Source organism: Leifsonia sp., from assembly GCF_051955155.1.
Taxonomy (GTDB): Bacteria; Actinomycetota; Actinomycetes; order Actinomycetales; family Microbacteriaceae; genus Leifsonia.
The window spans coordinates 1-11,432 of the sequence record NZ_JBQCGZ010000055.1; the positions used below are offsets into that span (position 1 = coordinate 1).

Here is an 11,432-nt window from a genome sequence, read left to right on the forward strand (position 1 = left end):
CGCCGCGCGGCTGACCACACCCCGGGGGGGGGGGGGGGGGCCCCGGCCCCCCCCCCCCCCCGTCCGCGAAGCCCGCACCGAACACGAAGGAACGACAGCATGAGCGACATCGAAGCGAGCGAACGGCTCGCGGACGCCCCCTCCCCCGACGACCCGCGCAAGCCGGACAGCCCGCCGCAGCTGCACCGCCCGTCCTGGAAGCTGATCCTGAAGCGGACCATCCGCGAGTTCAGCACGGACACGTGCACCGACCTCGCGGCGGCGCTCACCTACTTCGCCGTGCTCTCGCTGTTCCCCGGGCTGCTCGCGCTGGTCTCGCTGCTCGGCGTGATCGGCCAGGGCAGGGCGGCGACGGACGCGCTCGTGCGCATCCTGCAGGAGGTGGCGCCCGGCTCCACCGCGACCCTGCTGAAGGGCCCGCTCGAGAACGCTGCGAGCTCGCCGGCCTCCGGCGTCGCGCTCGTCCTCGGCATCGTGCTCGCGATCTGGTCGGCGTCCGGCTACATCGGCGCGTTCTCACGGGCGATGAACCGCATCTACGACCTCGACGAGGGCCGGCCGTTCTGGAAGCTGAAGCCGGCGCAGCTGCTGGTCACCGTGATCTCGCTCGTGCTGGTCGCCATCGTGGCGCTGATGCTCGTGATCTCCGGTCCCGTCACCCGGGCCGTCGGCGACGCGCTCGGCCTCGGCACCGTCCCGCAGACGGTGTGGGAGATCGTGAAGTGGCCGGTGATGCTGATCGTTGTCGTCCTCATCATCGCGGTGCTGTACTACGCGGCGCCGAACGCCAAGCAGCCGAAGTTCCGCTGGATCAGCATGGGCGCGATCGTCGCGATCCTGATCCTCGCCGTCGCCACGTTCCTGTTCGGCCTGTACGTCGCCACGTTCTCGAACTATTCCAAGACCTACGGTCCGCTCGCCGGGGTGATCGTCTTCCTGCTCTGGGTGTGGATCGCGAACCTGGCGCTGCTGTTCGGCGCGGAGCTGGACGCCGAGACCGAGCGCGGGCGCGAGCTGCAGGCGGGCATCGCCGCCGAGGAGGACATCCAGCTGCCGCCGCGCGACACCCGCGTCAGCGAGAAGTCGGTGGAGAAGGAGCAGAAGCTGGTGGAGGAGGCCGCCGCGCTGCGGAAGCGGTCGGACGACGGGGACGGCGACGATCCGGAGGAGAAGCACGACCGGCGTCGTTCGCGGTGACACGACGGGCGCCTACTCCGTGTGACGCGCCAGCGCAACGGTCTGGGCCCGCCTCCCGCCGCCGCCTACGCTGCCCGTCAGATCGAACCGACCCGCCCGCACGGCGGACAGAGGGAAGAGGGACGACATGAGCGACAGAACGCCAGCAGCAGGCGATCCCGCGTACGACGGCCGCACGGTGGACGGCCGCCCGGTCCAGGGGACCCCGGCCGCCGAGCACCGGCTGGACAGCCCGGTGGACGCACGCACGGTCGACGACCGGCCGGCGGACGCACGTCCGGTGGCCGACCACCCGGTGGCCGACCGCGGGGTCGATGGCCGCCCCGTCGCCGACCGCCCGGTCACCGACCGCACCCGCACGCTTCCCCGCACCGACGACCCCGCCGTCGCACCCGCCGCCGTCGATCCCGCGGTCGCCGCGGACGTCGTGGACCGGGAGCGCCGCGAGTTCGGCGGCATGAAGTTCGGCTCCGCGTTCTTCGGCTGGCTGACCGCGACCGGCATGGCCGTCGTCCTGACCGCCCTGGTCGCGGCCATCGGCGCCGGAGTCGGCCTCGGCGCCACCGGCAGCGCCGACGAGGCGGCGAACCAGGCGAACCGCAACGCCGCGACCGTCGGCCTGGTCGGCGCGATCGCGCTCGTGGTGATCCTGTTCGTCTCCTACTTCTGCGGCGGCTACGTCGCGGGCAGGATGGCCCGTTTCGACGGCGCGCGGCAGGGCATCGCGGTGTGGCTGTGGGCGGTGATCATCGCGATCATCGTCGCCGTGCTCAGCCTGATCCTCGGCGCCCAGTTCAACATCCTCGGCAACCTCAACAGCTTCCCGCGCATCCCGCTGAACGAGGGCACCGTGACGCTGACCGGCATCATCACCGCGGTCGCCGTCGCGATCGTGAGCCTGGTCGGCGCCATCCTCGGCGGCCTCGCCGGGATGCGCTTCCACCGCCGCGTCGACCGGGTGGGCCTCGGCGTCCGGCCGTGACGATCGATCCGGCCGCGGCCCCGCGGCCGGATCGACGCCACGCGCGCCCCGCGGCGCTGTAACGCCCGGCCGCGTCCCGGACAATGCAGGGTATGGGGGACGCTGACCGCTCGGAGGCCGCGCTGTGGTCGCGCGCAGGCGAAGGCGATGCCGACGCGTTCGGCGGCATCTTCGACCTGCACCGCGACCGCGTGTTCCGTCACGCCTACGGGCTGCTGCGCAACCGCGCCGACGCCGAGGATGCCGCGGGCGCGGCGTTCCTGGAGTTGTGGCGGCGTCGTTCCGCCGTCCGCATCGTGAACGGCTCCGTGCTGCCCTGGCTGCTGGTCTCGGTCACCAACGTGTGCCGCAACCTGGAGCGGTCGCGACGGCGGCACCGACGCCTGCTCGACGCGCTCCCGCACAGCGACGACCACCCGTCCGCAGAGGAGACCGCACTCGGCGGCCTCACGATGGATGCGGAGCTCGCGGCCGCGCTTGCCGCGCTGCCGCCCGCGGACGCAGCGCTGTTCGCGCTCGTCGCACTGGAGGACCACCCCGTGGCCGAGGCCGCGGCCGTCCTCGGCATCCGGCCGGGCGCCGCGCGGACGCGGCTGCACCGCATCCGCACGCGGCTGCAGCGCGACCTCGGCCAGACCAGCCTGGCCGGCTACCTCGAAGGCAGGACGACATGAGCAGCGCACGGATGAGCGACGAATACGCGGACGCGTTCCGCGACCGGATGACCGACCACATCCGCTCCTCGCCGGTGTCGCGGTCGCGTCGGCACGTGCTGATCGGCGCCGGTGTCGCGCTCGGCGTCGTGGTGGGCGGCACGGCGGCAGCAGCAGCCACAGGCCTCCTCGCGACTCCCGGGGCGCAGGTGACCACGCCGCTCCAGGAGTCCCGGACCGTCACGTCCACCGGCTCCGGATTCGTGCAGCTCGGTCCGCTGCCGAAGGAGGCGACAGGAGCAACGCTCTCCTTCCGCTGTCTCTCGGTCGGCACGTTCGTCTTCGGCGACGGCGCCGGCGTCACGTGCGCAGGGACGGACGATTTCCGCCGGCCGACGACGTACTTCCTGGAGCGCTCGGCCATCCACGGGGGCCGCGTGACGGTGACAACGAGCGACGGAGCGGGATGGACGCTCACCGCCGCGTACGCGTCCTCGGAGACGACCGCGTGGGGTGTGAACGAGTCCGGCCAGTCCTACGGCGCCATCAACGACCGCGGAGCACCGGACCTCGTCGCGGTCACGGCGACAAACGGCCGCGACGGCTACGTGCGCCGCACCGACCTCGAGGACGCCGACGGCGCCACCGCCGCCCGGAGCTTCACCTCGCCCGCGGACGCGCTGCGCTGGCAGGAGGAGAATCGCGGCGTCGTGCACCGGATCCCCGTCTTCGAGGCGGACGGGACGACCCGGGTCGGCGAGTTCACGATCGGGGGATGACCGGCGCGGCCGGCGCCCGGCGCCGTCTGCTAGCCTCCCCTCAGCCGACGGTCGACGGGGGGGGACGGATTGGCGCCGGACAATGCGATGCCGCTCGCGGCGCAGAGCCGGACGCAGGCGACCCGGTGGTGGCGGCGCCGTCCGCCCGGCGGCCTGACCCGATTCGCCCGCGGCGTCTGGTGGACCGGCCACGCCCAGCTGTTCGTCTCCGCCGCGCTCTGGGTGATCGGCCCCGTCTCCTTCGCACTGGCGTGGCTGCCGTACAACGCACTCACCGGAGCATTCGGGGTGACCGCGTGGCTCGGGACCGCAATGGCGCTGCCGTCCGCGACGTCCGGGATGATGCTGCGCGCGTACGCGGTGCGCTGGGCGTCGCGCGAGGGCCCGCTGTTCGAGCGGAGTATCGAACTCGCCGTCGCGGTCATGCTGATCGCGCTGATCTCCATCGGCTTCGTCTGGCTGCTCGCGCTGGTGCTCATCCTCACCGCCATGTCGCTGGCATCCCGGCCCGTGTGACCGCGGAGCGCTAACGGTCGGCGGCGCACGGACGACAGGTACCGGTGGGGCGCCGTCGTGCGCCGCACCGTTCCGTCGGGCGCAGCGTCGCCGACGATGCCGCTTGCGCGCTGCGCGAAGACCCGGGAGAAGAGAACCGTCATGAGCCGTGCACCGATGGGCCGGAGCCGGAAACGCAGCATCGCCATCGTGATCGCCGCCGCGATCGTCGTCGCGGGCGGGGCCGTCGCCTCCATCAGCGTGGCGAACGCCGTCGCGGCGGAGACCGCCCGACAGTGCTCCGCCGCGTTGAAGGACAGCGCGGCGGCGTTCGCGACGGTCTCCTCCTCCATCGCCCGGGCGGCGGCGGCGCTCGACGCCGTCGCGAGCACCGCGCTGCCGGGCACCGAGGGCTGGGAGACCACGCGGTACGCCAACCGCCCGGCGCGGGCGGAGGTGAAGGCGTCTCCCGCCGCCGGCGGCGTCGCCGCCGTCGCCGCGAAACCCGCCCGGCCGAGCGGCGCCGACCTGATCGGCGCCGTCAGCACCGGTCGCGACGCGCTCGCGAAGGCGAAGCGGGCGACGACCTGCGCCGACCGGGAGGCCGCCGTCGCGATCACGGCGGCGACCAGAGCGTCGAACACCGCGGCCGAAGTGCTCGACCGCGAGGTCGCCGCCCTCACCGGCGACTTCGCCGACTTCCAGGCCGAGGAGCGGACCCGTCTCGCCGCGGAGGCAGAGGCGGCGCGCAAGAGGGCCGAGGAGGCAGCGCGGAAGAAGGCGGAGGAAGCGGCGGCCGAGGAGGCCGCCCGTCAGGCGGCCGCCGAGCAGGCGGCGCGCGGCGGGGATTCGGACGGCTCCACTGGCTCGGGCGACAGCGACGGCTCGGTCCCGCAGCAGCCGAGCGGGGGCTCCGGCGGCGGCTCCGTCGGCGGCGGCCTCGGCGGCAGCGTGGGGGTCGGCAGCGGCGACAACAACGGCTGGTGCCAGAAGTCGAACGGGATGGGCGGGACGACCCGCTACCGCTGCTGACCCAGGGATCTCCTCACCGGATCATGTACGCCGCGTAGCCCGCGCAGGACCCGCGCTGAACGCATCCCGCGGCGGCCGTCCTCGTTCGGTACGTCACCGCCCTGTTCGAGCGGGGACGGACGTACCGGACGGGGTCGCTCAGCTCCGCGCGGGTCGGCGGCGCTTGAGGAGTGCGGGGAGGGACGGGAGCACGAGGATCGCGACAAGCGCGAGCGCACCCGCGACGAAAAGCACCGCCCACCAGGGGAAGCCGGGGCCGGGCGCAGGCGCTCCGATCGAGGCCGGACCAGCGTCGGTCTCCTGCGGATCGTCCACCCGCTCCGCCCGCACCAGCAACCGGTGGGTGTTCACGCCTTTCGGCGTGCAGGTGACCAGCGTGAGCAACTCCTCGCCCGGCTCGATCCGCAGCGTCTCGATCTCGGTCGGCAGTACGGTCCGCGTCCCGGTGACCTCGTAGGCGTGGTGCGCACCCGCCACATCGACCAGGATGCGGTCGCCCTCTGCCAGTTCGTGCAGCCGGTCGAACAGGGTGGCCTCCACGAACCCGGAATGACCGGTCAGCACCGCGTGCGATCCGGCGCCACCAACGGGCAGCGAGGTACCGAAGAGGTGGCCGACGCCCTTGGCCAGCGTGGCGTCGTCCGTCCCGTGGTAGACGGGAAGGTCGACGTCGATCGTGGGGATGCGGAGCCGTGCCATGACGTCGCTGTCGGGCAGCCGGAGCTCCTCCAGGTAGCGCCCGTACGCGCCGGTCCCCGGCTCCGCCTCGATGCCGGCGGTGTACGGATCGGTCAGCAGGATCTCCGGAATCGCACGGTTGTAGGCTTCGGCCCGGCTGAGCATGTCCTCGCTCTCCGCGTCCGGGATCGTGTCCAGCCGGTCGATGAAGCCCGCGATCTCGGTGGCGTGCGCGCGGTCGCTGAACCATGTCGCGGCGGAGGGGTACACCAGCAGCCCGAGACCGACAGCGCCGAGCACCAGGAAGACCAGCGTGCCGATCACGGAACGGCGCGGGGCCGCGGCCCGGCGAGGGCGGGTCGGGCGTTCCGGGCGCACGCGGGTCGTGCTCATCGGGTGGGGTCCCTTTCTTTCGACGACGGGAGTGCGGGGAAGCCCTGGAGGAGGTGGGCTTCCCCGCACTCGGCTGGGGCGGCGCGGAACCGCCGTCGCCTTACTGCACGCTGGACCGCTTCGCCCGGCGTGCCATCAGCAGCGCAGCGCCGCCCAGCAGCGCGGCACCGGCGCCGTAGAGGAACCACTCGGCGAGCGTGCCACCGGTCAGCGGCAGGGTGAAACCGCCGTTCTGCGGCGAGTTCTCGATGGTGTAGTCGACCACCGTGTCGGTGCCGTCAACGATGACCTCGACAGGCTCTGCCAGCAGCTCGTAGCCGGTGGGAGCCGCGACCTCGACCAGCCAGTAGCTCTGGTAGCCCGGGTCGCCCGGAGCGACCGCGGCGCCGTCCGCCCAGCCGCTGTAGCGCAGGCCGGAGATGGTCAGCTCACCGTTGCCGTCCGTCGTCCAGGTGTCGGTGCCGCCGATGGTGATGGCGTTGACGCCGTCGCGCGCGTCCTGCTCGGTGAGGTAGACGGAGAAGACAGCGCCCTGGAGGTTCACGCTGGTGTCACGCGCGTCCGTCTTGCGGATGCTGACGTTGCCCCACTTGGTCTCCTCCTCCGGCGTGACGATCGGGCCGCCCGGCTCGCCGGGCTCGATGTCGAAGCTGCCCTCGTTCGGGTAGAGCACGGCGGTGTTGGTGATCTCGCCGACGGCAGTGACCGTGGTCTCGAGCGTGACGACGACCTGCGCGTCGCTGTTGTCGACCAGCACGGCACGACCCGCCTCGGTGAAGTCGATCGTGAGCGTGTTCGTCGCCGCGTCGAAGGTGCGCGTGTAATCGGTGCCTTCCGTCAGCGCGACGCCGTTGGACAGCTCGACGGTGGACCCGTCGTACTGCAGCTTGTCGTCGAGCTGGTCGGTGATGCGGTAGCCGTCGATCACATCGACCTGCGGGATTGAGCCGCGGATGGTCCAGGTGACGGCGTCGCCGAGCACGTACGCGTCGGAGTCCTCGACCGTCTTGGTCACCTCGGTGGCCGCGTTCTTGGGGTAGACGTGCACGTCGTAGAGCCAGTCGTCCAGGTTCACCGGGTCGGTGAGCGGGATGGTGACCAGGAACGGCTCCGCCGGCACGAATCCGGCCGGCCAGGAGGTCTCGGTGACGAGGTAGACGCCGAGCGGAAGATCTGCCGCGGTGGCGACGCCGTCCGCGCCCGTCGTGACGGTCGCCTCCTGCCCGAACGGCCCCGCGGCCGCGATCGCCGGAGTGAGGTTGGTCAGCGCCTGCCAGCCCGCGTTCGTGGAGAGGTCGTAGGTGGCCGGGTCGACCTGCTGCACCATGAACTCGACCCCGGGTACCGGAGTGCCGGTGAATCCGGGGATCAGCGTGCCGTCCCCTTCCGCGCCCGGACCGCCGGGCGGCGTCTCGAACTTGTGGATCGTGAGCGAGCCGAGCTGGTCGGCGTCGGGCAGCGGCGCAGCCGCGGCGGGTGCTGCGGCGGCGAAGCCGAGCGCGGCCGCGGCAGCGAGCGCACCGAGGATGCGCCAGCTGCGGCGGGAGGTTGATCGTGTCACGGTGGTCTCCTTTACTTTCGTGACAATCGGACGCCGCACGGTCGTGTCGGCGCGTTCGGGGATCAGGCCGGGCGTCCGGTGCGGACGACGGCCCGAATGGCGAGGACGGCCGGGACGACTGCGAGAAGGGCTCGGGCACAGCGGGTGAGCAAGGACACGGGACTCCGAGAGGAATGCGGATCCGGCACAAAAGCCTCATGACTGACTGATCAGCGCCGAAAAGCTCCGGCGTCGACCTCAACCAGTCTCGGGACCGGATCCACCGCTCCGTAGCGGAATCCCCGGATCTCCGTGCTCCCGCGGACGCGTTGCGCGGTCGCCGCGGGGTCGGCACGGCGATCGCCCCGGCTGTCCTCCGGGCGCCCGTGCCTGGCACTCCATGACTGTCGCGCACTCACGGTCGACGCCGTCTCAGGAGGATGGCGAGGAGGGCGATTGCCAGTGCCGCCGCACCGCCCGCGGCGAAGAGCCAGGTGCCTGGCCCGCCGGTCTCCGGTAGGACGTAGGCGGCGGTGTCGATGATCGAGACCTCGAAGCCGGAGCCGTCGACCGCGACATTGGGGTGTGTCCCATACACCGTCAGGGTGCCGTCGGCAGCGACCGTGAACCGGACGGGCTCGGCCAGTAGGGCGTGGCCCGTCGGCGCTTTCAGCTCGCTCAACCAGTAGCTGCCGGGCCAGATCCCGGCCACGTCGAACCGTCCCGCAGCACCGGTGGACGCCGGTTGCGCGTCGATCGGGTCGCCCGGGGCGCCGCCGTCGTCCGCGCGGACCTCGAACACCGCCCCGTCGATCGCCACCGGCAGCGGTTCGTTCCCGTTGATGCCATAGCCGAGCTTCTGCAGCCAGAACCGCGACGGCGTCCGGTGCGTCGTCCTGCAGTCCGGGCTCGACCGATCGTCCGCCGAACAGTCCTCCGGCGGCACCGACCCCAGGCCGAACGCCTCGTTCTCGAGTGTGATCAGCCAGGCGTCCTCATCTACCACGACGCGGTACTCCAGCACCGCGGACTGCCCGGCGGCGAGCGTGAACGGCCCGGCGGCCAGCGTCGCTCCGACCAGCGGGACAACCGTCGGCGCTCCGCCGTCCACCCGCAGCGTCGCGTAGGAGAACGTGGCATACGCGCGCACGCCGCTGAGGTCGTCGACGATCATGGCGTCGGTGACGATCCCGGTGACGCCGGTCGCGGTGACCCGGTAGACGATCGTGTCACCGGGCATCGCCTCGTCGCCGGGAACGCCGTCGATCGTCGCGGTCTTCGCCAGCGTCCAGCTCGGGTCCGCTTCCCTGTTCAGGAAGGTGCAGACGATCGCCGGCGCGGATTGCGCGGCCGGGATCGTCAATCGCACCGACCTGTCCACCTCGTCGTACACCGCACCGGGTACCTGGATGCCGGCGCCATCGCGGCAGTCGATCGCCGCCAGCACCCAGTCCTCGGGCAACGACACCTCGCGGATCTCCACCGTCTCGCCCACCACGACGGTCCGCGGACCGAGGCTCTGACCATCGCCCAACCAGAACGAGTTCGTCGTGTCCCACGGCGACCCGGCGCGATCGCTCGACGAGGTGAACCGGAAGCTCACGTCGTCGGCCGCGGCCGTCGTCTGCTTCTTCACGGTCAGCGTGCGCTCCTGCGGCCGCTGCTCCGCATTCAGGAACGTGCAGGTGATCGCCGCCGCCGTCGCGGACTGCGCGGCCGCGACCTCCACGCGCACCGACCGCGACGCGAGATCGTACACGGCACCCGGCAGGGCGACGCCGTCGCCGTCGCGGCAGTCGATGCTGCTCAGCTCCCACTCGGCCGGCACCGCGCCCTCGTGGATCTCGATCGTCTCGCCCACCACGACCGTCCGCGGGCCGACGCTCTGGCCGTCACCCAGCCAGAACGCCGGGTTCGTGGCCCACGGCGAGCCGGTCCGATCGCTCGAGGAGGTGAACGGGAAACTGAGCCCGCCGGCGGCGGAGGCGGTCTGCTTCCGCACCGTCAGCGTCCGCTCCTGCGGCTGCGGCGGGGCCGCCTCCTGATTCACGAACGTGCACGTGATCGGCGCCGCCGCGTCGGACGACGCGGGCGGGATGTTCTCCAGCCGCGCCGACCCGGCCGCCAGGTCGTACACGACCCCCGGCACGGTGGCGCCGACACCGTCCCGGCAGACGATGCTGGCGAGCTCCCATTCCGTGGGAAGCGCGAGTTCCTGGATCTCCACCGTCTCGCCCGGCCGCACGGCCTCCGGACCGCGACTCTGACCGGCGCCCAGCCAGAACGCCTGGTTCGTCCCCCACGGGGAACCGGCGCGGTCGCTGGACGACCGGAACAGGAAGCTCATGCCGTCGGCAGGGGACGCCGTCTGCTTCAGAACCCGCAGCGTCCGCTCCTGCGGTTCCGGCTCGGCCTTCTCGTTCAGGAAGGTGCACGTGATCGTGAGCGCCTCGCTCGAGGACGCGACCGGAACCTCCGCCAACCGCACCGAACGGTTGGCGACGTCGTACTCGGCGCCGACGCTCGTGCCGCCCGTGCCGTCCCGGCAGACGATGCTGCTCAGCACCCAGTCCGCGGGCAGTGCTCCTTCCTGGATGCGCACCGTCTCCCCCGCCTGAACGGGCTGCGAGCGGCTCTGGCCCGACGTGAGCGAGAAGGACTGGGCCCCCCACGGCGATCCCGCACGGTCGCTCGACGACGTGAAGGGGAAGCTCGTGCCGTCCTGCGGGGTCGCCTGTTTCGCCACCCTCAGCGTCCGCTCCTGCACGATCTCCGCGTAGATGCAGATCTTCGTGACCTTGTCCTCCGGGGTCACGTTCGAGAGCACTCGGGTCCCGGAGGGCGCGGGGCACGGGGTGTTCTCGGTGAGCAGGAGGTCGGGCGGACCGGTGCCGCCGCCGTTGTCGAATCCGCCGTTCAGGACCCCGGTGGCGGCGATCTGCGAGTGGATCACGCGGAAGGTGTACGGCACAGGGCCGACGCTGAACGAGCGCTCGATTCCCGCCGGGAACGAGAGCCGGTCGGGGCATTTCGCGGTGTTGAAACGGGTCGGTCGGGCACGCCGCGTAGTAGAGGTTGTCGGGGGTCTCGTGCAGCTCCCAGGGGATGTCGAGCGCGGCCGTCACGCCGGGGATGTCGACCCGCGCGGTCCCGGAGATGTAGATCGAGCCCGTCCCGCCCGGGTAGGCGGTCGGGTTGTTGCGGTGGCTGATCGCCGCGACGACGAAGGGCGTTCCGACAGTCGCGCTGGTGGCCGTTCCCGGGGTGAGGTGGACGCGCGACTGTCGGATCTCGCCCGCCTTGCACTGGTTCTCCGGCATGACGTTGCCGTGGCCCTGCCGGGACCATTGGTTGGCGTACGCCCAGACCCCGGTCCCGCGGTAGAGGCAGTCGACGGAGTTGCCGGAATCCGTCCGGCCGGTCAGGGCCGACGGGGGCAGCAGCGCCCGCATGCTGCCCAGGTTCACCGTGGGCAGTGCCGCCTGGGCGGGCTCGCTCGACTGGATGGCCGGGCCGAGCGCGACCGCGCCGGCGGCGAGGCCCCCGGCGAGCACGACGGCGATCGAGCGCCGGGCGCGGTGCGCGGGGCGCCGGCGCCGGCCGCGCGTCCCGTGCGCTCGCGCGACGGCCGGCCGGGCGGCGTGGAGCAGGGTGCGGGCGCAGCGGGTGAGCAGGGACACGGG

The 11,432-nt window shown here is 72.3% G+C and carries 10 protein-coding genes; 7 read left to right on the forward strand and 3 right to left on the reverse strand.

Going from position 1 to position 11,432, the window contains the following annotated elements:
• The first annotated feature begins 99 nt into the window (after positions 1-99).
• The 6 genes from ACTHMF_RS05680 to ACTHMF_RS05705 all read left to right on the forward strand — a co-directional run bounded on the left by ACTHMF_RS05680 (position 100) and on the right by ACTHMF_RS05705 (position 5,138).
• Positions 100-1,197: a YihY/virulence factor BrkB family protein gene (locus ACTHMF_RS05680; RefSeq protein ID WP_440316647.1), complete on the forward strand. Its 1,098-nt coding sequence runs from the start codon at positions 100-102 to the stop codon at positions 1,195-1,197.
• A 127-nt stretch (positions 1,198-1,324) separates the two neighbouring features.
• The gene (locus tag ACTHMF_RS05685) at positions 1,325-2,179 is read left to right on the forward strand and encodes a hypothetical protein (RefSeq protein ID WP_440316648.1); all 855 of its coding nucleotides are present in this window, start codon (positions 1,325-1,327) and stop codon (positions 2,177-2,179) included.
• A gap of 92 nt (positions 2,180-2,271) precedes the next feature.
• Complete coding sequence (locus ACTHMF_RS05690) at positions 2,272-2,853, forward strand: RNA polymerase sigma factor (RefSeq protein WP_314149151.1); 582 nt, start codon at positions 2,272-2,274, stop codon at positions 2,851-2,853.
• Positions 2,850-3,611, forward strand: coding sequence for a hypothetical protein (locus ACTHMF_RS05695; protein WP_440316649.1), 762 nt, complete (start codon positions 2,850-2,852; stop codon positions 3,609-3,611). Before ACTHMF_RS05690 ends, ACTHMF_RS05695 begins: the two co-directional genes overlap by 4 nt.
• 87 nt (positions 3,612-3,698) lie before the next feature.
• Positions 3,699-4,127, forward strand: a complete 429-nt coding sequence (locus ACTHMF_RS05700; protein ID WP_440316650.1) for a hypothetical protein — start codon at positions 3,699-3,701, stop codon at positions 4,125-4,127.
• 141 nt (positions 4,128-4,268) lie between these two features.
• Positions 4,269-5,138, forward strand: a complete 870-nt coding sequence (locus ACTHMF_RS05705) for a hypothetical protein (protein ID WP_440316651.1) — start codon at positions 4,269-4,271, stop codon at positions 5,136-5,138.
• A 138-nt stretch (positions 5,139-5,276) separates the two neighbouring features.
• Here the strand turns inward: ACTHMF_RS05705 and ACTHMF_RS05710 are convergent, their stop codons facing one another.
• The 3 genes from ACTHMF_RS05710 to ACTHMF_RS05720 form a co-directional block, all read right to left on the reverse strand.
• On the reverse strand, positions 5,277-6,209 hold the full coding sequence (locus tag ACTHMF_RS05710) for a class C sortase (protein WP_440316652.1): 933 nt from the start codon (positions 6,207-6,209) through the stop codon (positions 5,277-5,279).
• A gap of 100 nt (positions 6,210-6,309) precedes the next feature.
• Positions 6,310-7,770, reverse strand: coding sequence for a SpaH/EbpB family LPXTG-anchored major pilin (locus tag ACTHMF_RS05715; protein ID WP_440316653.1), 1,461 nt, complete (start codon positions 7,768-7,770; stop codon positions 6,310-6,312).
• Between the two features lie 394 nt (positions 7,771-8,164).
• Positions 8,165-10,720, reverse strand: a complete 2,556-nt coding sequence (locus tag ACTHMF_RS05720) for a prealbumin-like fold domain-containing protein (protein ID WP_440316654.1) — start codon at positions 10,718-10,720, stop codon at positions 8,165-8,167.
• 479 nt (positions 10,721-11,199) lie between these two features.
• On the opposite strand from ACTHMF_RS05720, the gene ACTHMF_RS05725 reads away from it, so the two are divergent.
• The coding region (locus ACTHMF_RS05725) for a hypothetical protein (protein WP_440316655.1) at positions 11,200-11,432 on the forward strand (233 nt) is incomplete at its 3' end.

Excerpts from the sequence above, each read along its gene's own strand:
- ACTHMF_RS05680 (WP_440316647.1), top strand. The coding sequence starts at position 100 with ATGAGCGACATCGAAGCGAGCGAACGGCTCGCGGACGCCCCCTCCCCC.
- ACTHMF_RS05685 (WP_440316648.1), top strand. The coding sequence starts at position 1,325 with ATGAGCGACAGAACGCCAGCAGCAGGCGATCCCGCGTACGACGGCCGC.
- ACTHMF_RS05690 (WP_314149151.1), top strand. The coding sequence starts at position 2,272 with ATGGGGGACGCTGACCGCTCGGAGGCCGCGCTGTGGTCGCGCGCAGGC.
- ACTHMF_RS05695 (WP_440316649.1), top strand. The coding sequence starts at position 2,850 with ATGAGCAGCGCACGGATGAGCGACGAATACGCGGACGCGTTCCGCGAC.
- ACTHMF_RS05700 (WP_440316650.1), top strand. The coding sequence starts at position 3,699 with ATGCCGCTCGCGGCGCAGAGCCGGACGCAGGCGACCCGGTGGTGGCGG.
- ACTHMF_RS05705 (WP_440316651.1), top strand. The coding sequence starts at position 4,269 with ATGAGCCGTGCACCGATGGGCCGGAGCCGGAAACGCAGCATCGCCATC.
- ACTHMF_RS05710 (WP_440316652.1), bottom strand. The coding sequence starts at position 6,209 with ATGAGCACGACCCGCGTGCGCCCGGAACGCCCGACCCGCCCTCGCCGG.